26 protein-coding genes are annotated in these 21,968 nt (G+C 41.9%); 6 read left to right on the top strand and 20 right to left on the bottom strand.

All coding sequences use genetic code 11. The features are described from left to right. Positions 1–138: 138 nt before the first annotated feature. Positions 139–429 (bottom strand): AbrB/MazE/SpoVT family DNA-binding domain-containing protein, encoded by a 291-nt coding sequence (locus tag FBF75_RS06625; protein ID WP_017359225.1) that lies wholly within the window; start codon positions 427–429, stop codon positions 139–141. Positions 430–466: 37 nt separating this feature from the next. Further along, on the bottom strand, positions 467–700 hold the full coding sequence (locus FBF75_RS06630) for a helix-turn-helix domain-containing protein (protein WP_008347669.1): 234 nt from the start codon (positions 698–700) through the stop codon (positions 467–469). Positions 701–854: 154 nt separating this feature from the next. Here FBF75_RS06630 and FBF75_RS06635 point away from each other — a divergent pair, with 154 nt between their 5' ends. The 3 genes from FBF75_RS06635 to FBF75_RS06645 all read left to right on the top strand — a co-directional run bounded on the left by FBF75_RS06635 (position 855) and on the right by FBF75_RS06645 (position 2,194). Further along, the gene (locus FBF75_RS06635) at positions 855–1,259 is read left to right on the top strand and encodes a helix-turn-helix domain-containing protein (protein ID WP_007500204.1); all 405 of its coding nucleotides are present in this window, start codon (positions 855–857) and stop codon (positions 1,257–1,259) included. A 130-nt stretch (positions 1,260–1,389) separates the two neighbouring features. Further along, positions 1,390–1,791, top strand: coding sequence for a helix-turn-helix domain-containing protein (locus tag FBF75_RS06640; RefSeq protein WP_008347673.1), 402 nt, complete (start codon positions 1,390–1,392; stop codon positions 1,789–1,791). 82 nt (positions 1,792–1,873) lie between these two features. Continuing rightward, positions 1,874–2,194 (top strand): winged helix-turn-helix transcriptional regulator, encoded by a 321-nt coding sequence (locus FBF75_RS06645; protein ID WP_007500199.1) that lies wholly within the window; start codon positions 1,874–1,876, stop codon positions 2,192–2,194. Positions 2,195–2,275: 81 nt separating this feature from the next. On the opposite strand, the gene FBF75_RS06650 is transcribed toward FBF75_RS06645, so the two are convergent. From FBF75_RS06650 to FBF75_RS06665, 4 genes are read right to left on the bottom strand one after another with little or no spacing between them, the layout of a single operon-like run. Next, positions 2,276–2,965 carry an ABC transporter permease gene (locus tag FBF75_RS06650; RefSeq protein ID WP_008347676.1) on the bottom strand — a complete coding sequence of 230 codons (690 nt, stop codon included), beginning with the start codon at positions 2,963–2,965 and terminating at the stop codon, positions 2,276–2,278. A gap of 21 nt (positions 2,966–2,986) precedes the next feature. Then, a complete protein-coding gene (locus FBF75_RS06655; RefSeq protein WP_008347678.1) occupies positions 2,987–3,904 on the bottom strand; it encodes an osmoprotectant ABC transporter substrate-binding protein in 918 nt (305 codons plus the stop codon). Between the two features lie 13 nt (positions 3,905–3,917). Next, positions 3,918–4,571, bottom strand: coding sequence for an ABC transporter permease (locus tag FBF75_RS06660; RefSeq protein WP_008347681.1), 654 nt, complete (start codon positions 4,569–4,571; stop codon positions 3,918–3,920). Between the two features lie 13 nt (positions 4,572–4,584). After that, positions 4,585–5,733 carry a betaine/proline/choline family ABC transporter ATP-binding protein gene (locus tag FBF75_RS06665; RefSeq protein WP_017359222.1) on the bottom strand — a complete coding sequence of 383 codons (1,149 nt, stop codon included), beginning with the start codon at positions 5,731–5,733 and terminating at the stop codon, positions 4,585–4,587. Between the two features lie 269 nt (positions 5,734–6,002). Here FBF75_RS06665 and FBF75_RS06670 point away from each other — a divergent pair, with 269 nt between their 5' ends. Further along, entirely contained in the window at positions 6,003–6,539 is a 537-nt protein-coding gene (locus FBF75_RS06670; RefSeq protein WP_060832655.1) for a GbsR/MarR family transcriptional regulator, read from the top strand. A 55-nt stretch (positions 6,540–6,594) separates the two neighbouring features. On the opposite strand, the gene FBF75_RS06675 is transcribed toward FBF75_RS06670, so the two are convergent. Then, on the bottom strand, positions 6,595–7,230 hold the full coding sequence (locus tag FBF75_RS06675) for a MarC family protein (RefSeq protein WP_035389414.1): 636 nt from the start codon (positions 7,228–7,230) through the stop codon (positions 6,595–6,597). A 118-nt stretch (positions 7,231–7,348) separates the two neighbouring features. On the opposite strand from FBF75_RS06675, the gene FBF75_RS06680 reads away from it, so the two are divergent. Continuing rightward, the gene (locus FBF75_RS06680) at positions 7,349–7,813 is read left to right on the top strand and encodes a hypothetical protein (RefSeq protein ID WP_136944551.1); all 465 of its coding nucleotides are present in this window, start codon (positions 7,349–7,351) and stop codon (positions 7,811–7,813) included. Positions 7,814–7,828: 15 nt separating this feature from the next. Continuing rightward, positions 7,829–8,293: a GNAT family N-acetyltransferase gene (locus FBF75_RS06685; protein ID WP_017359218.1), complete on the top strand. Its 465-nt coding sequence runs from the start codon at positions 7,829–7,831 to the stop codon at positions 8,291–8,293. A gap of 20 nt (positions 8,294–8,313) precedes the next feature. On the opposite strand, the gene FBF75_RS06690 is transcribed toward FBF75_RS06685, so the two are convergent. From FBF75_RS06690 to FBF75_RS06750, 13 genes are all read right to left on the bottom strand, one after another. Further along, entirely contained in the window at positions 8,314–8,595 is a 282-nt protein-coding gene (locus FBF75_RS06690) for a hypothetical protein (protein ID WP_065461090.1), read from the bottom strand. After that, positions 8,596–8,961, bottom strand: coding sequence for a hypothetical protein (locus FBF75_RS06695; RefSeq protein WP_079920171.1), 366 nt, complete (start codon positions 8,959–8,961; stop codon positions 8,596–8,598). Continuing rightward, positions 8,958–10,355 carry a hypothetical protein gene (locus FBF75_RS06700; protein WP_136944552.1) on the bottom strand — a complete coding sequence of 466 codons (1,398 nt, stop codon included), beginning with the start codon at positions 10,353–10,355 and terminating at the stop codon, positions 8,958–8,960. The genes FBF75_RS06695 and FBF75_RS06700 overlap by 4 nt, the downstream gene beginning before the upstream one ends. Further along, a complete protein-coding gene (locus FBF75_RS06705; protein ID WP_008347699.1) occupies positions 10,327–11,094 on the bottom strand; it encodes an ATP-binding cassette domain-containing protein in 768 nt (255 codons plus the stop codon). The genes FBF75_RS06700 and FBF75_RS06705 overlap by 29 nt, the downstream gene beginning before the upstream one ends. Before the next feature lie 59 nt (positions 11,095–11,153). Further along, positions 11,154–11,423: a hypothetical protein gene (locus FBF75_RS06710; RefSeq protein WP_008347702.1), complete on the bottom strand. Its 270-nt coding sequence runs from the start codon at positions 11,421–11,423 to the stop codon at positions 11,154–11,156. 280 nt (positions 11,424–11,703) lie between these two features. After that, positions 11,704–12,996, bottom strand: coding sequence for a phosphopyruvate hydratase (gene eno, locus FBF75_RS06715; protein WP_136944553.1), 1,293 nt, complete (start codon positions 12,994–12,996; stop codon positions 11,704–11,706). A gap of 29 nt (positions 12,997–13,025) precedes the next feature. Then, positions 13,026–14,561, bottom strand: coding sequence for a 2,3-bisphosphoglycerate-independent phosphoglycerate mutase (gene gpmI, locus FBF75_RS06720; RefSeq protein ID WP_017359214.1), 1,536 nt, complete (start codon positions 14,559–14,561; stop codon positions 13,026–13,028). Next, positions 14,554–15,315 carry a triose-phosphate isomerase gene (tpiA, locus tag FBF75_RS06725; RefSeq protein ID WP_060832658.1) on the bottom strand — a complete coding sequence of 254 codons (762 nt, stop codon included), beginning with the start codon at positions 15,313–15,315 and terminating at the stop codon, positions 14,554–14,556. The genes gpmI and tpiA overlap by 8 nt, the downstream gene beginning before the upstream one ends. 30 nt (positions 15,316–15,345) lie before the next feature. Further along, entirely contained in the window at positions 15,346–16,530 is a 1,185-nt protein-coding gene (locus FBF75_RS06730; protein WP_017359212.1) for a phosphoglycerate kinase, read from the bottom strand. 213 nt (positions 16,531–16,743) lie between these two features. Beyond that, a complete protein-coding gene (gene gap / locus FBF75_RS06735) occupies positions 16,744–17,751 on the bottom strand; it encodes a type I glyceraldehyde-3-phosphate dehydrogenase (protein WP_007500174.1) in 1,008 nt (335 codons plus the stop codon). A 31-nt stretch (positions 17,752–17,782) separates the two neighbouring features. Further along, complete coding sequence (locus tag FBF75_RS06740; RefSeq protein WP_008347711.1) at positions 17,783–18,820, bottom strand: sugar-binding transcriptional regulator; 1,038 nt, start codon at positions 18,818–18,820, stop codon at positions 17,783–17,785. Between the two features lie 288 nt (positions 18,821–19,108). Then, positions 19,109–20,494, bottom strand: a complete 1,386-nt coding sequence (locus FBF75_RS06745; protein ID WP_052463368.1) for an amino acid permease — start codon at positions 20,492–20,494, stop codon at positions 19,109–19,111. 138 nt (positions 20,495–20,632) lie between these two features. After that, positions 20,633–21,826, bottom strand: a complete 1,194-nt coding sequence (locus FBF75_RS06750; RefSeq protein WP_060832659.1) for an ornithine--oxo-acid transaminase — start codon at positions 21,824–21,826, stop codon at positions 20,633–20,635. Positions 21,827–21,968: the final 142 nt, after the last annotated feature.

Genomic DNA, 21,968 nt, shown 5'->3' on the forward strand with positions numbered 1-21,968 from the left:
ACAAGGTGCATGTCACGAAACATCAAAATAAAGATTTCCTATATATTGTCGACTCTATATGTCATTTTGATTCAATTTCGCTCCAATGGATTGTATGCAGCATTTTTTATATGCAATTTTTGAGGTTAAAAAACGTTTTTAGCGAGTTGCTTCTTCTTTTAAGAGCTGTTTTAATTCTACTAACAACCGTTCAGCTCCTTCAGGACTCAGTATGACATTTCCGTTTCCATAGCTTTTGTTGTATTTCGTTATTTGGCCAGTTAATAAGCAGCTCTTATCTGCATCATATTTTTTCAGCATAATGGTTTGATCTTCGATGAAAATTTCTAACAGCTGCTCTTCTTTTATATTGAGTACCTTTCGCATTTCTGAAGGCAGAACAATTCTGCCAAGCGAATCGATGTGTCTTACCATTCCAGTTCTTTTCAATGAAGCCGCCTCCTTAATGATCATACGATGATTTCATTTATTGACTTTTGTCAACATCTTCATAGTAAAATAAATCTTCAAATTTTTTATCAAAGTAATGAATCATTTTGCCAATGACAAGCTGTCCTGGCTTCCTGTGACCATTCAATACCCTGCTGAGTGTGGCAGGAGAGATGCCAATTTCATCTGCGAGCTGATTTAAAGACATATCGTTTTCGATCATATACTGCATCACAAATGCCCGCCTGATCTGAATCTTTTCGACCATCATTACAACCTCCTATAGGATCAATATGTACAACATGTAGGACTCTCATATCTCCCGGATTCATTAACTTATGTCAACACTTTTACGCCCTTTCTATTTCCTTTGGTCAATGATCATACTAAAATAAGTCATATACTGAAATGTGAGGTTCGATGACATGAATCACTTTGGTGAACAATTACGCATTTTAAGAGAGAATAGAAAGATGTCTGTCAATCAACTCGCCATGTATTCAGGCGTAAGCGCTGCCGGTATTTCTCGGATTGAGAATGGAAAGCGTGGTGTGCCAAAGCCTTTAACCATAAAAAAATTAGCACGCGCTTTGAAGGTGCCTTATGAGGATTTAATGCTGCTTGCCGGTTATATTGAACAGGAAAAAGTGCATGAAATGAAACCGAAATATGAATCCATATTAAAAATCTATCAAACGGCGCTTCAAAAGGATGTAGAACATCTCCCTATTTTCGATGGAGACCAATGGGAAACACTCACCGCACAAGACATCAGCCAGCTGAATCAATACTTTCTCACGCTCATTAACCAAAAAAAGGCGAACAAATAGCGGGGCATAAACATAAGATACATCCACTATTAACTAATGTCAATATTTTCATGGTGCACTTATTGCCAATAGTCAACAAATCGAGTACACTAGAGATAACTAATCTTTAACCATGTGAGGTTTTGAGTTGATGAACTTCGGTGCATATTTAAGAGCATTACGTGAGAAAAGGAAACTATCGGTGAACCAATTAGCGATGTATTCAGAGGTCAGCGCTGCTGGTATTTCTCGGATTGAAAACGGGAAACGCGGCATTCCGAAACCTCCTACAATTAAAAAACTAGCAGGTGCATTAAAAGTACCTTATGAGGACATGATGCAGGCTGCAGGGTATATTGAAGAAGCGTCTTCTGCCTATGTCATAAAGGAAGAAGAAACGGCTTTTACCCAAATAAAAGAAGCGGCAGAGCAATATGAACTTGATGATCTTGAAATATTTAATGGGGACATATGGTCCACCCTTTCTAAACATGAGATAGAGGATTTAAACCGCTATTTGTTATTTCTACTAAACAGCCGTTCGTCATCGTAAAATGTTTTGATCATTGACAAGCTTTTTGCGCCGATTTTTGACAGAATTACGGTATAATGGGTTCAGATTGGAGTGAAGAAAGATGAATCAATCTGATATGTGCCCGCGGTTTGAAAAAGCAGTTGAGTTATTAAGTAAACGCTGGGTGGCACTGATTGTTTTTCAGCTTCTCTCAGGTTCACAGCGCTTTAGTGAAATCGAAGCAGCTCTGACCAATTTAAGCGGAAGGGTTTTATCTGAGAGATTAAAAGAGCTGGAAGCAGCAGGCATTGTAAAACGGGAGGTTTTTGCTGAAACACCCGTGCGTATTGAGTATTCATTAACTGATATGGGGCGCTCACTTGCACCCGTTTTTGAGGAAATTGCGAAGTGGTCCTCTGAATGGATCACACTTGAATCATAAATGTCTCCTGATGTGAGCCGCCTAATCATGATAAAAAAACCTCCCCTACAGATGTAGAGGAGGTTTTGTCTTTTCAAGCATTTATGCGGATGTCATGTTTTTTTCAGCTAACGCCTTGCTTTCTTTTTTCTTGTTGGTTGGGCTTAAATAGCGTTCAAGCCAGCCCATGACAAGGTCGGCAATAATGGCCATGAGCGCAGTTGGAATAGCACCTGCTAAAATAATGGCTGTTCCGTTTGTCGCGTTTGATCCTCTGATGATGATATCACCAAGTCCTCCTGCACCAACAAATGTCCCAATCGCTGTAATACCGATTGCGATCACAAGTGCGGTTCTTAAACCAGCCATAATGACAGATAAAGCAAGCGGTAATTCAACCATTCTCAGCACTTGCCATTTCGTCATACCCATCGCTTTCCCCGATTCTAAATAGGCATGCTCAATGCTGACAATACCTGTGTACGTGTTACGGATAATCGGCAGAAGCGAATACAAAAAGAGTGATAAGATGACTGTATTTGCGCCAAGTCCTAATACAAGCATCAACACAGAAAGCATCGCTAACGCTGGAATGGTTTGAATGACATTGGTTATTGCGAACACCCAATTGCTCAGTTTGCGGTAATGCGCCACAAAGATGCCGACTGGTATTCCGACAATTGCCGCAAATAATACTCCATACGCTGACATGAGGAAATGCCGGTAAAATTCTTCTAACACATATGAACCGTTCTGTTGATAATACGCCCATAATTGCTGCAGTGTGTCCATCAGCTCTGACACCTCCCAATCTTACTCAAAGTAATTGTGTTTCTTTAAAAAATCTCTCGCAACAGTCGCTGGTTCTTTTAGTTCTCCATCGACTTGATAATTGAGCTCTTGCATTTGTTCGGTATCGATTTTTCCAATCAACCTGTTGATCACCTTGTCCAGTCCTGGATTTTCTTTTAATACCTTCTCAGGGACAACTGGTGATGCATCGTATGGTGGGAAGAATCGTTTATCATCTTTTAAGATTTTGAGATTATACGCTTTGATCCGGCCATCTGTTGAATAGGCAAGCACAATATCCATTTTTTCATTTTTCAATGCGTCATAGACTAGACCGATCTGCATCGGAAAAGTGCTTCCAAATTCAATTCCGTATGTTTTCACAAACCCTTCGTAACCGTCACCTTTCTTTTTCAGCCAAATATTATCTACACCGAAGCGATAATTTTTGGCATTCTTTTTTAAATCAGAGACTGTTTCTAGGTTGTTTTCCTTCGCCATCTTCTGCGTCACAGCAAAGGCATACGTATTATCAAACCCATAGGAATCAAACCATTTGTAATCATAGCGTTTTTTGAATTCTTTCTGGACGATTTCCATTGCACGCTTTGGATCTTTTTCTGCATCCATTCCTAGCGTACTTGTTAAATCCGTGCCTGTATATCGTGTTGCCGAAATGTCGACATCACCGTTTTCCATTGCTTTCTGCTGCACCGTATTTGAGCCTAAATTCTTCACAATGGTTGTCTTTTTATCTGTGTAATGCTCAATGATGTCTCCCACCATATAGGCCATAATTTCTGATTCTGTAAAGTTTTGTGCACCGATTCGCAGCGTGCTCCCTGAAGAGCCGGCTAGTCCAGGAAGTGAACAGCCACTTATGAATAGCAAGCATCCGGCAAGCAGTGCACTGATCCATTTTGTTTTTCGATTCTTCACATGAGCCAACTCCTTATGAAACTTCCTTCAATCCTTTTAAGCCTTCTGGTGTTACTTTTTTCTCAAGCTTCATCAATGTAAGGTCAATGATGACTGCTAAAATAGTGACAGGGATCGCACCCGCAATAATGTATTCCGGCTGGTAAAGCTGAAGCCCAATTAAAATGTAGTCACCAAGACCGCCTCCACCGATAAAAGCAGCAAGTGTTGTCCACCCAATTAAATAAATCGTTGAGGTTCTGACCCCTGCCATAATGACCGGAACAGCAAGCGGCAGTTCCACAAGACGAATTTGTTCCCATGTCGTCATGCCAATCCCTTTACCAGATTCAAGCAAGTTTTTGTTCACACCTTGAACACCGGCATACGTATTTCTTAAAATAGGCAAAACGGAATAGAAAAATAGCGCAACGATCGCAGGTATTTTTCCAACTCCCAAAATAGGAATAAAAAATGCAAGAATCGCTAAACTAGGGAGTGTTTGAAAGATATTCACGACGCCGATGACAAAACCGGCGCCTCTTTTCATTCGTGTAAGAATGACGCCTAAAGGAACGGCCACGATAATGCCTAACACAACGGCAATTAAAGAAATGTATAAATGCTCCCACATTTTTGTGAGGAGTTCCCCACCATTTTTCTCAAGAAAATCGATGATTTGATCCATGTGTACACCTCCCTTAGTTCATTTCAGTGACAGCCTCCGGGGTATCTTCTCCCCAAATAGAGTCATATACGACATCTACAAGACTTGCACGTGTGACGATACCTTTTAAGTGCCCTTTTGCATCGACAACCGGTACATATTTAATGCCGCGTATTAAGATCTTTCGGACAGTATCTCTAAGAAGCGCACCTTCTTGTACTGTATAAAATTCTGTATTTAAAATATCGCCAACGAAGGCTGCTTTTCTGCGGTTTGCATCGATGGTTTCAATATCGATATAGCCTTTCAGCACATGATTTTCATCAACGACAAGCAGGGAATCAACCCGCTTTTCTCTCATAATAAAGATGGCATCTGTCAATGTTTTTTCGACGGTAATTGTGACTGGAGACGTGTTCATCATTTGTTCCACACGTTCCATATTCGGGTTTGATTGAAGCAGACGTTCTTTCCCGATGAATTCTTCTACGAATTCGTTCACAGGGTTACGTAAAATATCATCTGGCGTGCCCACTTGGACAATCTCTCCATCTTTTAAAATGACAATGCGGTCTGCAAGTTTAATCGCTTCATCCATGTCATGTGTGACGAATACGATTGTTTTATTTAACGTTTTTTGCAGTTTCTTAAATTCTTCCTGCAATGAATCTCTTGTGATCGGGTCAAGTGCTCCAAATGGTTCATCCATCAGGATTAAAGGGGGTTCTGCTGCAAGTGCGCGAAGAACGCCGATACGCTGCTGCTGTCCTCCACTGAGTTCATGCGGGTAACGCTCTAAGTATTCCGGCCCCATATCGACGAGTTTGAGCAATTCACGCGCTCGTTCTTTTCGTTTTTCTTCCGGCCACTTCAGCAGCTTCGGCACAAGGGAAATGTTTTGTGCGATGGTCATATGAGGGAAAAGTCCAATTTGCTGAATCACATAACCAATTTCTCTTCTTAATTGGACTGGATCTTTTTTCATAATGTTTTCTCCCTCGATCAATATGTTTCCTGAGGAAGGTTCAATCAGTCGGTTAATCATCTTCATGGTTGTTGTTTTTCCACAGCCACTCGGTCCAATAAAACAAATAAATTCTCCTTTTGCTATTTCTAAATCAATATTTTTGACAGCTTTTTTTCCGCCTTTATACGTCTTAGATACATTCTCTAGTTTCAGCAAATGAGACACCTCCAATTAGTCGGATATATATTTTCAGAAAATTTACACCTTATTTATTATAGTGCAAACTTTATAAAATAAAAAGTTTACGATGTGTTTGTATTGCATAAGATTTATTTAAAATTTTCAGTTAACGGCCTGATATGTACCGATCCCTCCTTTTTCCTCCAACTTACGAGCAAATACTCAATATTTATTGTTTTCATGAACAAACAGGTATATGATATATTGTGTTACAAATTGTCAGTCGTGAAGGGATGAAGCGAGGAATGGACAAGCAAGCGTTAGGCGCCATTCAAAAAGCACAGGATCATTATATTGAAAAAGCTGCCGAGAACATGAATGCCTTTGGTCTTTCTGCCACAGTGGGTAGAGTGCTTGGTATCATTCATATGAACCGTAAACCAATGACGCTCGGTGAGCTCTCAGAGGCGACCGGCATGAGCAAAACAAGAATGAGTCAAGTCGTTCGAGAAATGCTTGATCTGAATATTGCTGAAAAGGTTTATGAAAAAGGAATACGCAAAGATTTATATGACGTTGAGCAAGATCAATATCAAACCTTTATTTCATTGTTTGCAGCCAATTGGTCACGTGTTGTCAGCAAAAATCGCAAGGCACATAAGAAGACATGCAAGGAATTGCTGGAGCTGCTTGAACAAAATGACCTGCCAGAAGAAACAGTAGATAAAATCAATCTTCTTCTTTCCGAAATCAAGGAAAGTCTCGATTATTATGACTGGATTAGCCGTTTAATTGAGTTCTTTGAAAGTGAAGAAGTATTTCAACATGTGCCAAAACCTTAAAAAAAGCTGTTTTATTTTACAATTTTGTAGAAGAAAACAGCTTTTTTATATACACTTATGACATTAGCATTGGGAACATCCCTTTGATCCCTGCGCCAATCATCTCTACTGCCACAACAGCTAGAATCAATCCCATTAATCGTGTCACGACATTCATCTCTGTTTTCCCCATTTTTCGCATAATGAAACTTGAATAATGAAATGCATAATAGGTCATGGCAAGTACAACCACAATGCCAATAAGAATCGCAAGCAGATGAAGCGTTACTTGGTGGCTTCCTGGCGTTAAGCTCATGACAGTCGCAATTGTACCAGGTCCGGCAATGATCGGAATGGCGAGCGGGGTCACCGAAACATCGGCCTTCTCTTTGCTCTCTGCCTTTTCATCCGAATGAGGGTTTTGAACATGTGATTCTTTTGCATTCAGCAAATTGTAAGCGATACCAAAAATAAAAATACCTCCGGCGATACGGAGTGCATGGATATCAATGCCAAACAATTTGAAAATGAGCCTGCCTGCCAAAAGAAAGGCAATCAAAATCATAAAAGACACAACAATCGCTTTTTTGGCCGTCTGGGCGCGTTCTTTTTCTGAGTAGCCTTCTGTTAAAGTGATGAAAAGAGGCACGTTTCCAATGGGATTTGAGACAGCAAATAATGACACAATGACATGAATCATAAAGGAAATCAACAGACACCCTCCTTTTTTCATAGTGTCTGCTAATCTGATGCGAATATTCCCTTGTTCTGTTAAAACCTGGTTTGTTTTAACCGATGATAATAGAGGTTTAACGAAAGGGGAATAGAACATGAAAAAAAACATCACGATCATTGTCTTGTCTGTGATCATCCTAGGTGCAACTGGCTGGATTGTGTGGCAGCAGCAGTCGCTCACCGCGGCAGAGAAAAAACACCAGCAAGAAATGAGAAAGAATGATGAGCAGCTGACACAATTAAAGTCAGAAGGCACGGATATGAAAGATGAAATGGATGGTCAAAAAAAGGAATTGTCCACCATCACAAACAAGCTGAAGAAAGAAAAGAAGGCGCATCAAAAAGAAACCAAACAGCGTAAAGCGCTTGAATTGAAAATAGGCCAGCTTCAAAAAGAACTGGCATCAGCGAAAGCAACGGCTCAAGCGAATAAGCAGGCAGCACAAACGACTAGGAAAACAACTGTCAAAAAAGACCCAAATGTCACCCATCATCCTCCTTCTCAATGGGTGCAGGATCAATATGATTGGGGTGTTAAACAAGGGTATATCAAAGAATAGAGAGGATGAAATGATTTGATACAGATTCGGCCATTGTCTCATGATCAATCTGTTCCTATGGATCTTTTACTATTAGCTGACCCTTCAACTGAAAAAGTCCTTGCCTATGTACAATCTGGTTCTTGTTATGTTGCTTTTCATAAACAGGACATGATTGGTGTGTATGTTCTGACGCCTCTGTCTCAGCAGACAGTGGAAATCATGAATGTCGCCGTGAAGGAGTCATGGCAAGGTAGAGGAATTGGGAAGCAGCTGATCCGCCATGCTATTTCAGAAGCCAAGGCAGCTGGCTTTCATACAATTGAAATTGGCACAGGCAACTCTAGTATTCAGCAGCTCGCCCTTTATCAAAAATGCGGTTTTCGCATGGCGTCTATCGATCACGATTTCTTTCTGAAGCACTATGATGAACCGATTTATGAAAACGGTATTCAGTGTATGGATATGGTGCGGTTGTCACTCGTTCTTCAAGCAGACTGACTTCATTCAGCCTGCTTTTTTTATGTTCTGCTCTTTTTCACTGCATGAATCATATATTGAATCAAGAAGTAGAGAGCGGCACCCGCTAAAAAACAGACCACGCACCCAAAGAGCGTTGCCTCTGAGCTGAATTGATACTGTTCAATTTTCATGATATAAAATGGCATACCAAATAGAGTTGGACTTGATTCAACATGATGAACCTCTAGCAGCATTAAAAATACTGGCGTCATAAACACAGCAAACACATAAAGCATCGCAAGCGTTAAACCGCTAGAAAACGAATGAAATACTTTAACCATTTAGTTCTCTCCTTTCATCTCTTTTAAACTGGCGATGATATTTTTCCCGTCTGGGCAAGCTGGATGCAGCATCACTGTATTTAATAAAGAAAAAAGCAGCAATGGATGCGTCAATGGATGCCTCCATATGAAGAAAAGCACACCCGAGCAGATCACTGGAAACACAGGACCTGCAAGTGCGACCATCATATTAAAACCCGGCCGTGAAAATTTCTCATGGACAATCGACACGTGCTTCCAATCGATCATCACCACATAATCAAAGATGGGCCTTTTTTCGATTTTGTTGCACACCATCACCATCAGGATATGTCCGAGTTCATGAATGAGCACAACGGCTATTAAGCAAAATAAAAGCGTCATCATCGCACAATCGGCCTCTTTAGCATGGCAGCATATATGAAGATGAAGAATGCGGCTGAACAAGCCATATAGGCAGTTGAAAGCAGCTGGGTATTTGCTGAAAGCCACTGGACTAAAAGCATATCCAACATACTGAACACAGCAATCATCATCACGATCACAAACAGTTTATTAAAATCACTAATCTTCACGACAAACCCGACACATGCCGCCATGACAGTGATCAATAAAATGGACAAGCTTGCCAAACCGTGCCCTTCACTTTCAACCCCAATCATGAAATAAGCAAGCCCGATATAGACAAAATAAATCAATACATTCATTGTGTAATAAAATAAAATTCTTGATAATAAATAGGCACCCTTTGATGTATTTAACATAAAAATGGCTCGCTGATTGAGATGATATTCCCTGCCAATCATGAGCGGTAGCATAATAAGTATTTCCTTTAACGCAAACTGCACAATAAAGGCATACATCCAGCCAGTTTCTGCCGGAGTGAAGATCAATGGGAGACCTATCGTGAAACAGACAAGAAACAGGAACAAAATACCTTGTTCTTTAAACACAGCTGATCGGCTGAAATAAACGAGTTCCTGCCGCAGATGTGTGAAAAATGAAGAATCCGATCTGATTTTTTGGTAAGAAAACGACTTCACCTCTATCTTTAGCTGCAAAAACATCCGATTGACATAACAAGCCGCCAAGCCTTTCAGCCAAAACCACCCTGCACATAGAAAGATCATCAGAAATACAAGATAGATAGACGGCCATACGTGAATCATCTCAACCGCTTTTTGAAAAAGGAGAAACACGAAAGCACCGAGCGTCACAAATCCAATCGTTTGCAGCAGTAAATGCTCTTTTGTTTTTGATATAAAATGGCTCACACCAATGCGTATCAGCATCCAAGAAGCAAGCGTATACAGCGCCAATCCACAGCAAGTGATCCCTACCACAATGATCCAATACAAAGATAGTGTAACGCCGCTAATGATCAGTCCTAATAGGATGGGTAAAAAAAGCAGACCAAGCATGATGAAACAAAACAGCACTGGAAAGAAATACACACAAAGGACAAATGAGACACTTTGCATCGCACTATTCAAAAAGAAGAACTGATACTCTTGACGCTTCATTTTATGACGGGAAAAGACAATACCTGCTCCCAAAAGCAGCAGGGTCATTTTCACAAATTGAAGGTATAAAGCAACTGGTTCGCTCTCCCCTACTTGCATAAAAAAACGCAGGCTCATGACAACGTATATGGCGTAGATCAGCAATAAAAAAACGGCTGCGGCGAGAAGCTGCAAAGGATATTTTTTGCCGAGCTGCTTGATTTTCGTTGTGAGCATGCCCCATTCTATTTTATGAAGAACGTGTCGTGTCCAAGTCATTGAGCAACCTCTCCACCTGCATATAGTAATCTTGATTCACTTCTTTATAAATATCCTCAAGTGCTTGATGAGGGAATGTTTTGTTTGTTTCTTGACGTGACATATCCAGCTTGATATCACCGTTTCTTAAGATCATAAGGTGGTCATACAATGTCTCACCAAAGCCCAAATGATGGGTAGAAATGAGAATGCCTGCACCTTGATTTCTCAGCTTCATGAGCACCTTTTTTAAGATGATCATCATATCTGGATCAAGTCCATTTGTAGGCTCGTCGAATACATAATAATCACAAGACCTAAGGAGCTGTGAAATGATTTGGGTTTTCTTTTGATTGCCATGAGACAGCTGGGCAATTGGCTGATCCATATAAGGTCTCAGCTCAAACAGATCGACGAAGGCCTCTTCTCGAGGTCCATTTCGTTTGTCTGGAAGCTGGAGTAAATGAAAATATTCTCTCGGCGTTAAATAATCAAACAAAGCATGATCATCAGGAATATAGGAAACATGTTCTTTCAAAAAGGAGATATGTGCTGAGGATTGAAAATTCAGCTGTTTACCATCTAAAGAGACAACACCCGTAAATGGTGTCAGGCCAAACATAGACTGAATCATCGTGGTTTTTCCTGCCCCATTATGCCCCAAAAGCAGAAGCATACGTCCTTTCTCTACATTTAACTGAATATCGCGGAGAGAAAAGGTGCGGCTATACGTTTTTTCTGTTAAGTGTAATGTCAGCATCATGTCCCTCCATTTATTTCAGATAGAACAGATGACCTCGCATCTGTTCTCACCATTTGTTAGAAGCCGCATTTGATTTTAATATACAGGCCTAAAAACTTGAACTCTCCTAAAAATTTCGAGCCTTTTCCAAATGTTTTGCATGCCCAAATCAAAGCTGCAGCTGTCACAATGCCTAAGATAGCGGCAAGGACATAAATCCAAAATGCATTTTTCTGTACGTTCTTAGAAGTTAGAATTCGTTGCTTCCTTTCATCATATGCCGCCAGTAGGTGAAGGACATACATGTACACGCCTACTGGAAAACGAAGGCTAAAAGGATTCAGCATCTCATCACCCCCTAATATATGTAAAATGATACCACCCCCATGCAAATAGCATAAGTTCAATTCAGATCATATTTTTAGAAGAGTTTTCATGATTTATTGCTTATAAATCGTCAAGCTCATCGTTTCACCTCTGACTGAAGGATGATTTTTTACAAAAATAGGATATGACAAAGGAAGCAGAGCCTATTCGCTTGAGCCAGCTTTGCGTCTTTATTTCAACATAAAAAAAGCGCTGCGATACGCTCTTTTCAAAAGAGCGCACGCAGCGCGTTGCTTTACATTACTTATTCAAGTTGTAGAATGTAGCAATGCCGTGGTATTGAGCTGTTTCAGCCAATTGATCTTCGATGCGAAGTAATTGGTTGTATTTCGCCACACGGTCCGTACGAGATGGAGCACCTGTTTTGATTTGTCCAGCGTTAGTTGCAACTGCAATGTCTGCAATTGTGCTGTCTTCTGTTTCACCAGAACGGTGAGAGATAACAGCTGTATAGCCTGCACGTTTCGCCATTTCGATTGCATCAAATGTTTCAGTTAATGTACCGATTTGGTTTACTTTGATGAGGATTGAGTTACCAACGCCGTTTTTGATTCCTTCAGAAAGCTTCTTCGTATTTGTTACGAACAAGTCGTCTCCTACTAGCTGAACCTTGCTACCAAGACGCTCAGTTAATAGTTTGTGACCTTCCCAGTCGTTTTCATCAAGACCGTCTTCGATTGAGATGATTGGGTATTTCGATACCATATCTTCATACCAGTCAACCATTTCAGCAGATGTTTTCACAACACCTTCACCTGATAAATGATATTTACCGTCTTCTTTGTTATAGAACTCAGAAGATGCAGCATCCATCGCAAGTTTCACTTCTTCACCTGGTTTGAAACCAGCTTTTTCAATCGCTTCTACGATTGTTTGAAGTGCTTCTTCGTTAGAACCAAGGTTTGGAGCGAATCCACCTTCGTCACCTACAGCTGTGTTTAAGCCTTTTGCGCTTAATACAGATTTCAGGCTATGGAAGATTTGTGCGCCCATGCGAAGTGCTTCACGGAAGTTTGGAGCACCTACAGGCATAATCATGAATTCTTGAATGTCTACGTTGTTATCCGCATGCTCTCCACCGTTGACGATGTTCATCATCGGCACTGGAAGCGTTTTGGAGTTGAATCCACCAAGGTATTGATAAAGTGGAATTTGTAAGAAATCAGTAGCCGCACGTGCTACAGCGATAGATACGCCAAGGATTGCGTTTGCACCTAATTTCCCTTTGTTTTCTGTTCCGTCAAGTTCGATTAACATTTTGTCAATTGCGACTTGTTCAGTGACATCAAAGCCTAAAAGCTCTGGTGCAATGATTTCGTTTACGTTGTTTACAGCTGTCAAAACACCTTTTCCAAGGTAACGGTCTTTGTCTCCGTCACGTAGTTCTACTGCTTCATATTCACCAGTAGAAGCACCACTTGGTACTAGTGCACGGCCAAAGCCGCCAGATTCTGTGTAAACTTCTACTTCAACTGTTGGGTTACCGCGAGAGTCTAATACTTCGCGTGCATATACGTCAACAATGTATGGCATCGTTATTTCTCTCCTTTTGAATCAATTTGTTATTTTTGAATCAATGATGTTCCTGTCATCTCTTTTGGTTTTTCAAGACCAAGTAAGTCTAAAAGCGTTGGAGATAGATCAGCTAAAATGCCGCCTTCTCTAAGCGTCGCACCTTTTTTCGTCACGATGACTGGCACAGGATTCGTTGTATGTGCAGTATGCGGCTTTCCTTCTTCGGTAATGAGCACGTCTGCGTTACCGTGGTCTGCCGTGATGATGGCATGTCCGCCTTTTGCTAGGATTGCGTCGACTACAGCTCCTAAGCACTCATCTACTGCTTCAATGGCTTTGATTGTTGGCTCAAGCATTCCTGAATGCCCCACCATATCTGGGTTAGCAAAGTTCAGAATGATCGCATCATGCTTGTCAGCATTGATGTCTGCAACAAGTGCATCCTTTACCTCATAAGCGCTCATTTCTGGCTTGAGGTCATAGGTTGCCACATCCGGTGAATTGATTAAGATGCGGTCTTCTCCAGGAAATTCTTCTTCACGTCCACCACTCATAAAGAACGTCACGTGAGGATATTTCTCTGTTTCAGCAATCCGCAGCTGCTTCAATCCATTTTGAGAAAGTACTTCTCCTACTGTGTTATCCAAATTCACTGGTTTGAAAGCCACATAGCCATCTACCGTTTCACTGAAGTGTGTGAAGCAGACGAAGTGTAAATCCTTCGGATGTGCTTCCCCGCGGTCAAACGAGCGGAAATCTTCATTTGTGAATGTGTTTGAAATTTGAATCGCACGGTCTGGACGGAAGTTATAGAAAATCACAGAGTCGCCGTCGTTTACTTTTGCAACCGGCTCACCATTTTCTCTCGTAATGACAGATGGAATAACGAACTCATCGTAGATTCCATTTTCATAGGAGTCATCAACGACATCATAGATGTTTTGATAACTTGGGCCTTCACCATACGCCATCGCGCGATATGCTTTCTCCACACGATCCCAGCGCTTGTCACGGTCCATTGAGTAATAGCGTCCAGAAAGTGTTGCAACTTCTCCGACACCGATTTCTTTGATTTGTTCTTCAAGCTGTTTTAAGTACACTTTCGCTGTCTTCTGACCAACATCACGTCCGTCTAAGAAGCCGTGAATGTATACTTTTGTTAAGCCTTCTTTTTTCGCTAGTTTCAGCAAGGCAAAAAGATGCTGGATGTGGCTATGCACACCGCCGTCTGACAAGAGACCGAATAAATGAAGCGCCTTGTCATTTTCTTTTGCATAAGTCATTGCATCTAGGAACGTTTCGTTTTTCTCAAATTCCCCATCACGAATGGCAACATTCACTCTTGTTAAGCTTTGGTACACGATGCGTCCTGCACCGATGTTCAAATGCCCAACTTCAGAGTTCCCCATTTGACCTTCTGGGAGGCCTACTGCCTCACCTGAAGCCGTTAAGGTTTGATGCGGGAATTCGTTCCAGTAGCGGTCGAAGTTCGGTTTCTTTGCTTGGGCAACAGCGTTACCGACTGTTTCGCCTCTTAAACCGAATCCATCTAAGATGATTAATGCAGCTGGTTTCTTACTCATATTGACCTTCCTCCAATAATTGAACGAAAGACTGAGGTTCTAAGCTTGCGCCGCCTACCAAAGCACCGTCAATATCGGATTCTGCCATATATTCTTTAATATTCGCAGGTTTCACGCTTCCGCCATATTGAATGCGAAGGCTGTCTGCCGCTTCTTGACCAAATTCGCTTGCAACCGTTTGGCGAATGTGCGCACAAACATCGTTTGCATCTTTCGCTGTAGAAGATTTACCTGTACCGATCGCCCAGATTGGCTCATAGGCAATCACAGATTCAGCGACTTGCTGCTTCGTTAAACCAGCTAGTGCTTTCTTCACTTGATCAGCGACAAGTTCGTTTGTTTTGTCTGCTTCACGTTCTTCAAGCGTTTCACCTACACAGATGATTGGAACGATGCCATGCTTGAATGCAGCATGTGCTTTTTTGTTCACTGTTTCATCTGTTTCAGCGAAGAATTCGCGGCGCTCTGAATGACCGATCACTGAGTAGCCGATGCCAAGATCTTTAAGCGCAGCAGGGCTGATTTCACCAGTGAATGCACCATTTTCTTCAAAGTGCATGTTTTGCGCACCAATTTTAAGGTCTGTTCCGTTAGAAAGGCTGTTCAGCTTTTCAAGGAAAAGGGCTGGTGCACAGACAATAGATTCCACTTTGTCAGGAGATGGAATAGATGATTTGACTTCTTCAACGAAACTTACAGCTTCACCAAGTGTTTTGTTCATCTTCCAGTTCCCAGCTATAATTGGTTTTCTCATGATTGACACTTCCTTATAGCAGTTTTGGTCTTATTTATCGTTTAATGCAGTCACACCTGGAAGTTCTTTGCCTTCCATAAATTCAAGTGAAGCGCCGCCACCTGTAGAAATATGGCTCATCTGATCGGCAAGACCAAATTTCTCAACAGCTGCTGCTGAATCTCCACCACCAATGACAGAATATGTATCTTTTGCTTCTGCCAGTGCTTCTGCGATTGCTTTTGTTCCTTTAGCGAATGCATCGATTTCAAATACACCCATTGGTCCGTTCCAGACAACAAGTTTGCTGTTTTTAATGACATCAGCATACTTCTCTCTTGTCTCTGTTCCAATATCAAGTGCTTCTAGATCACTTGGAATTTCAGAGATTGGCACAATGCTTGTATTCGCATCATTTGAAAAGTCGTCGGCTACCAGAACATCTGTTGGAATCAGGAAGTTCACGCCTTTTTCTTTTGCACGGTCCATAAAGGATTTCGCTAAATCTACTTTGTCTTCTTCTAATAGAGATTTTCCTACTTCGTGGCCAAGTGCTTTGACAAATGTATAAGCAAGTCCGCCGCCGATGATCAGGTTGTCCACTTTATCAAGAAGACTTTCAATTACACCGATTTTATCCTTTACTTTTGCGCCACCGATAATCGCTGTAAATGGGCGATCAGGGTTTGAAATGGCTTTCCCTAGAACCTCAAGCTCTTTTTGCATGAGGAAGCCTGAAACAGCCGGAAGATACGCTGCAATACCAGCTGTGGATGCATGTGCACGGTGTGCAGCACCGAACGCATCATTGACATACACATCGGCTAAATCAGCAAACGCTTTTGATAATTCAGGATCGTTCTTTTCTTCACCAGGATAGAAACGAACGTTTTCAAGCACTAGCACATCTCCTTCTTTTAAGTCAGAGATTTGCTTTTTCACGTTGTCGCCGTAAGCTTCATCTGCTTTTTTCACTTCTTGTCCAAGAAGCTCTTGCAGACGTTTTGCTACAGGTGTCAGACGCAGTTCTTCAGTAACTTGACCTTTCGGACGACCCAAATGACTAGCTAGTAGTACCTTTGCGCCTTGTCCTGTTAAATACTCAATCGTTGGTAATGCTGCGCGAATACGAGTATCATCCGTCACTTTTCCGTCCTTCATTGGAACGTTAAAATCTACGCGGCAGAACACAACTTTACCTTTTACGTCAATGTCTTTTACTGATTTCTTATTCATGCTCGTCAGGAGATCCTCCTTTATTCTGGTTTCCTTACGCATTGGACAAGTCTCTCTTTATCCTTTTCCCATTTTGCCCTCATCAAAACGAGAAATCGTGCAGAACGGATAAATACAGAGAAAAAGGGAAAGGGATGCTTCCCCTTCCCTTGTCCGTCTTCATTATATCGTGTCTCTAGGAAAGAACCAAGTGAGTTCCTTCAGTGTGAGAAATTAAAGACCTTGTTTTGCAATGTAAGCTGCAAGGTCAACAACGCGGTGAGAATATCCACTCTCGTTATCGTACCAAGAAATGACTTTCACCATGCTGCCTTCCATTACCATTGTAGAAAGAGCATCGATTGTTGAAGAGTTTGCATTACCATTGTAGTCACCAGATACTAATGGCTCTTCGCTGTAGCCAAGGATTCCTTTAAGTTCTCCTTCAGCTGCTTCTTTAAGTGCTGCATTTACGTCTTCAGCTGTCACATCTTGATTTAATTCAGCAACAAGATCAACTAAAGAAACGTTAGGTGTTGGAACACGCATAGCGCCACCGTTTAATTTACCTTTAAGTTCAGGCAATACAAGTGAAACAGCTTTCGCAGCACCTGTAGAAGTTGGGATGATGTTTTCCGCAGCTGCACGAGCACGACGGTAGTCTTTGTGCGGAAGATCAAGAATTTGTTGGTCATTTGTGTATGAGTGAACAGTTGTCATCATACCGCGTTTGATACCAAATTTATCGTTAAGTACTTTTGCAAATGGAGCTAAGCAGTTTGTTGTACAAGATGCATTAGAGATGACATCGTGGCTAGCTGCATCGTATTTGTCTTCGTTTACACCCATAACGATTGTGATATCTTCTTCGTTAGCAGGAGCAGAGATGATAACTTTTTTAGCGCCAGCTTCTAAGTGTTTAGCAGCGTCTGCACGTTTTGTGAAGAATCCAGTAGATTCAACAACGATTTCTACGCCTTGTTTACCCCAGCTTAATTTCGCAGGGTCACGCTCAGCTGATACTTCGATTGTTTTACCGTTTACTACTAAGTTCGTACCGTCTACAGAAACCTCTGCATCTAGTTTTCCGTGAACAGAGTCATATTGTAAAAGGTGTGCAAGCATGTTAGCGTCTGTTAGATCGTTAACCGCTACTACCTCAACTTCAGGATTGTTTAATGCTGCACGAAATACGTTACGTCCAATACGTCCAAATCCGTTAATACCGACTTTTACTGCCATGATGTTTCCTCCTTTTATAGGTCACAATGTTTTATATTGAGGGATCGATTGACTCCCTTAATAACTCTTTTGCGGCTCCTTCGTCTGTGACGAGAACCGTTCGGCGGGGTTTTTTGAAATAAGCTTCAATGGCTCCAGCCTTTGATGATCCACCTGCAACAGCAATGATGTGTGGAATGCTTTCTAAATCATCTAGCTGCATGCCGACGGAGTGCACTTTGTGGACGACCTCGCCATCACGATTAAAGTAATAGCCAAAAGCCTCTGTCACTGCGTCATGCTCATCAATCTTTTTTAAATCTTCAGCGGGTGTGTTTCGTCTCATCGCCATTGTTTTTGCTTCACCGATTCCATGAATGAGCATCGTGGATGATTTAATCGTTTGAAGCACTTCTTTGACAGACGGCTCTTCAATAATGGAAGAGTAAGCACCTTCTGACAGCTGTCCTGGAACAAACAGCAGTTTGTAAGTACCGGAAGCTTTTTCAGCCATGTGGGCACAAATGGTGTTTGCCTGATTTTTTACATTCTCCCCAAGACCGCCTCTCGCAGGGACAAACATCATGTCTCTGTTTTTGGCATCAGGGGTCATCATTTCGGCAACAGCTTCCATCGTCGTTCCGCCAGTGACGGCGACGATATTATTTCCAGTAAACCTTTTTTTCATACACTGGACAGCAGCTCTTCCCATTTCTTGCTTCACCCACGGGGATTCATCGCTGTCACCAGAAACAATGATGACTTCTTCCAGGCCTAATTTCCTCTTTAATGTATTTTCCAAAAAGGTTAAACCTAAAACGTCCTTCATCATTCCTTCAAGCATTTCAAGCAAAGCATGACCTTCAGTCGTCAGCATCATACCGCTCGTTTTGACATCCAGCAGATTTTGTTCCTTTAAGAACTGAACCTCAGCTCTTAAGATACGTTCACTCAGACCAAGACTTGTCGCAAGACTTCTGCGACCAATTGGTTCAGCTAATCTGATGTACTGCAAAATGTCGTAGCGCTTTTGCATAACTGTGAGAAGATCTGGTAATAATTTTTTTTGAGCTTCCAATAAACGATTCATGGCTAACGACCCTTTCTTTTCACGTTGGACTAAAAACGTCCCACTGTGACAAAAAACGTCCCGCCACAGCCAAAAAAAATCAATCCCTGCTTTCTTTAATTATTTTAACAGGATAATCTTGCATTTTCAACTCTTACAAACACATTTTGACAAAAAATAGACACATTTTGACCGATAACCTGCTTGTCATCTAGCTTTCCGTTATTTTATTTTTTTCAAACTATTTATTTTCTTCTATATTGAATGCATTTGTCTTTGAAAAGGTGCAGGCGGTCAAAAGCCGCCTGCTTATGTTTTCGGTATCGTTTCTTTCTCTTCATTAAACCGTTTCGCATCTTCCTTCGGTTTAATCTTGAGGTAATAAATGATATAACAGGCGGCCATAAATGGAACTCCGCAATAAAGACCAATCCGCTGATCCTCAATAAAGAATAAACTGATAAGAACAATGCCAAATGCGATAAAGCCTGCTAATGGCACAAATGGATAAAAAGGCGTTCGGAAGACAAGATCCTTTACATCTCCGCCCTCTTTAATGAATTGTCTCCTAAAGAAGTATTGGGATAAACAAATAGACATCCAAACCACGACAAGCACCATACCCGAAATGGATATGAGCCAGACATATACCGTTTTTGGTGCTACAACACTCGTGAGCAGTGATAGAGCGGATACACCCATTGTCACCAATAAGGCATTGATCGGGATTTTACGTTTGGATAATTTTTTCGTGAAAACAGGTCCTTTCCCGTCTTTTGAAAGCGCCCAAAGCATACGTGATGATGCATATAGTCCAGAGTTTGCTACAGATAAGACCGCTGTGATGATAATAAAATTCATGATATCTGCAGCATATGGTATGCCGACCTTGTCCAACACCACAACAAACGGACTATCCACTGCGCCGGCGGTCTGCCATGGCAGAAGCGCTGCAAGAACCGCAATCGATAAAACAAAAAAGACCATCGTCCGCCAAATAATATTCCGAATAGAGCGCGGGAGTGTTTTTTCTGGACTTTCACTCTCCCCTGCTGCAATCCCTACAAGCTCTGTTCCTTGAAAGGAGAAATTGACTGTGACCATGGTTAATAAAATCGCAAAAAGACCATTAGGAAAAAGTCCACCATGATCCGTCAAATGACGAAATAGAGGGGCAGGTTCCCCACCTTTCAAATGAATCATTCCGAAAATTGCGCCAATTCCAATGATAATAAACAATAAGATCGCAGCCACCTTGATGGCTGAAAACCAAAACTCTGTTTCAGCGAAGCTGCGTGCCGAGATGGCATTGATGGAAAATAAGATGACGCTAAAGGCAAGACACCAAAGCCAAACAGGGATATCTGGGAACCACCTTTGGAGTAGAATCCCTGCTGATGTAAATTCAAGTCCGATCGTACATGCCCAGCTAAACCAATAGAGCCAGCCGATCATAAAGCCTGTGGACGGACCAATATATTTGGTTGCATACTCCTGAAAGGAACCAGCTGTCGGCATCGCCACTGCTAATTCACCAAGACAGAGCATGACCAAATACATGAGCAACCCGCCAATGATAAATGAAAGAATGGCTCCCCCTGGGCCTGCTTGATGAATAATGAGTCCTGATCCAAGGAAAAGGCCTGTTCCGATGACCCCACCTAAGGCAATCATAAAGAGATGTCTGCTTTTCATGGAACGCTCTAGTTCATTATGCTGTTCTGGCTTCAAATCCGTTTCCCCACTTTCACTCTTCTATTCATCAACCTTTGACAAAATTCGCCGTTCATTGAAAGAGAAAGGGAGAATTTGAAGGATTCTCCCCTTGATCATTTATGCTTGAAACAATGATTCAATATGATTGATTGCCCAATCCAAGTCTTCTTTTGAAATGGTAAGCGGCGGTGCAAATCGAATCACTGTCTCATGGGTTTCTTTGCATAACAGCCCCTCTTGCTTGAGCTTCTCACAATAAGGTCTAGCTGCCTCAGTCAGTTCCATCCCAATAAAGAGTCCACGCCCGCGCACTTCCTTAATGACAGGACTTTGAATGCGTGACAGTTTGTCTTTGAAATATTCCCCAAGCTCCAATGAGCGCTCGGCAAGCTTCTCGTCGATTAACACATCTAGTGCAGCTAGCGATACTGCGCACGCAAGAGGATTCCCGCCAAAGGTAGACCCGTGAGATCCTGGGTTAAACACACCTAAAATATCACGATTTGCTACAACACATGAGATCGGGAATACCCCGCCGCCAAGTGCTTTACCAAGAATCAGCATATCCGGCTCAATGCCTTCCCAGTCGCATGCAAACATCTTGCCAGTCCGCGCTAATCCCACTTGAATTTCATCTGCGATCAATAACACATGTTCCTTCTCACAGATCGCTTTTGCCTCTTTTATAAAGCCCTCGGGCGGCATGACAATGCCCGCTTCCCCTTGAATCGGTTCAAAGAGAAAAGCTGCTGTTTGCGGAGTGATCGCTTTGCGTAACGCCTCAATATCTCCATAAGGGATGAGCTTTATGCCCGGAAGCATCGGACCGAAACCTCTTTGATATTCTGCTTCCGAAGAAAGTGACACAGCCGTCATTGTACGACCATGAAAATTCCCGGTACATGCAATGATTTCTGCCCGATTCTCTTCGATACCCTTGACATCATAGCCCCATCGTCTCGCTGCCTTTATCGCCGTTTCCACAGCCTCTGCTCCTGTATTCATCGGCAATGCCATCTCTTTATTCGTTAATTTGCAAATCTTCTCATACCAAGGACCAAGCTGATCATTATGGAAGGCCCTTGATGTGAGTGTCACGCGGTCAGCTTGTGTTTTAAGCGCTTCTATAATGCGGGGATGGCGATGTCCTTGGTTGACTGCAGAATATGCACTGAGCATATCCATGTAGCGGTTGCCCTCAGGATCAGTCACCCACACTCCCTCAGCCTCTGAAATCACAATTGGCAACGGATGATAGTTCGCCGCACCGTATTGTTCTGTTTGATGAATCAATGCTTTTGTCTGTGTCATCGTGTATTCCTCCTTCTGTAAGCTTGCCTCTTTTTATGGGGTTCATCTTCACTCTTATGTTATGCAAGGATCATGCCAACTTAGTGATCGCTCTGTGCCTAGGATTGTTCTCACCTTTAACGCAGAAATATTTTGCATATGC

The organism is Bacillus sp. S2(2019) (genome assembly GCF_005144805.1).
Taxonomy (GTDB): domain Bacteria; phylum Bacillota; class Bacilli; order Bacillales; family Bacillaceae; genus Bacillus; species Bacillus altitudinis.

What these genes read in the sequence shown, in the direction of transcription:
- FBF75_RS06700 (WP_136944552.1), bottom strand. Translation starts at nt 10,355, where the DNA reads ATGACTTGGACACGACACGTTCTTCATAAAATAGAATGGGGCATGCTC.
- FBF75_RS06640 (WP_008347673.1), top strand. Translation starts at nt 1,390, where the DNA reads ATGAACTTCGGTGCATATTTAAGAGCATTACGTGAGAAAAGGAAACTA.
- FBF75_RS06680 (WP_136944551.1), top strand. Translation starts at nt 7,349, where the DNA reads ATGAAAAAAAACATCACGATCATTGTCTTGTCTGTGATCATCCTAGGT.
- gap (WP_007500174.1), bottom strand. Translation starts at nt 17,751, where the DNA reads ATGGCAGTAAAAGTCGGTATTAACGGATTTGGACGTATTGGACGTAAC.
- FBF75_RS06690 (WP_065461090.1), bottom strand. Translation starts at nt 8,595, where the DNA reads ATGGTTAAAGTATTTCATTCGTTTTCTAGCGGTTTAACGCTTGCGATG.
- FBF75_RS06730 (WP_017359212.1), bottom strand. Translation starts at nt 16,530, where the DNA reads ATGAATAAGAAATCAGTAAAAGACATTGACGTAAAAGGTAAAGTTGTG.
- FBF75_RS06635 (WP_007500204.1), top strand. Translation starts at nt 855, where the DNA reads ATGAATCACTTTGGTGAACAATTACGCATTTTAAGAGAGAATAGAAAG.
- FBF75_RS06645 (WP_007500199.1), top strand. Translation starts at nt 1,874, where the DNA reads ATGAATCAATCTGATATGTGCCCGCGGTTTGAAAAAGCAGTTGAGTTA.
- FBF75_RS06740 (WP_008347711.1), bottom strand. Translation starts at nt 18,820, where the DNA reads ATGAATCGTTTATTGGAAGCTCAAAAAAAATTATTACCAGATCTTCTC.
- gpmI (WP_017359214.1), bottom strand. Translation starts at nt 14,561, where the DNA reads ATGAGTAAGAAACCAGCTGCATTAATCATCTTAGATGGATTCGGTTTA.
- FBF75_RS06705 (WP_008347699.1), bottom strand. Translation starts at nt 11,094, where the DNA reads ATGCTGACATTACACTTAACAGAAAAAACGTATAGCCGCACCTTTTCT.
- FBF75_RS06710 (WP_008347702.1), bottom strand. Translation starts at nt 11,423, where the DNA reads ATGCTGAATCCTTTTAGCCTTCGTTTTCCAGTAGGCGTGTACATGTAT.
- FBF75_RS06745 (WP_052463368.1), bottom strand. Translation starts at nt 20,494, where the DNA reads ATGAAAAGCAGACATCTCTTTATGATTGCCTTAGGTGGGGTCATCGGA.
- FBF75_RS06695 (WP_079920171.1), bottom strand. Translation starts at nt 8,961, where the DNA reads ATGATGACGCTTTTATTTTGCTTAATAGCCGTTGTGCTCATTCATGAA.
- FBF75_RS06650 (WP_008347676.1), bottom strand. Translation starts at nt 2,965, where the DNA reads ATGGACACACTGCAGCAATTATGGGCGTATTATCAACAGAACGGTTCA.
- FBF75_RS06670 (WP_060832655.1), top strand. Translation starts at nt 6,003, where the DNA reads ATGGACAAGCAAGCGTTAGGCGCCATTCAAAAAGCACAGGATCATTAT.
- eno (WP_136944553.1), bottom strand. Translation starts at nt 12,996, where the DNA reads ATGCCATACATTGTTGACGTATATGCACGCGAAGTATTAGACTCTCGC.
- FBF75_RS06630 (WP_008347669.1), bottom strand. Translation starts at nt 700, where the DNA reads ATGATGGTCGAAAAGATTCAGATCAGGCGGGCATTTGTGATGCAGTAT.
- FBF75_RS06660 (WP_008347681.1), bottom strand. Translation starts at nt 4,571, where the DNA reads ATGGATCAAATCATCGATTTTCTTGAGAAAAATGGTGGGGAACTCCTC.
- FBF75_RS06750 (WP_060832659.1), bottom strand. Translation starts at nt 21,826, where the DNA reads ATGACACAGACAAAAGCATTGATTCATCAAACAGAACAATACGGTGCG.
- tpiA (WP_060832658.1), bottom strand. Translation starts at nt 15,315, where the DNA reads ATGAGAAAACCAATTATAGCTGGGAACTGGAAGATGAACAAAACACTT.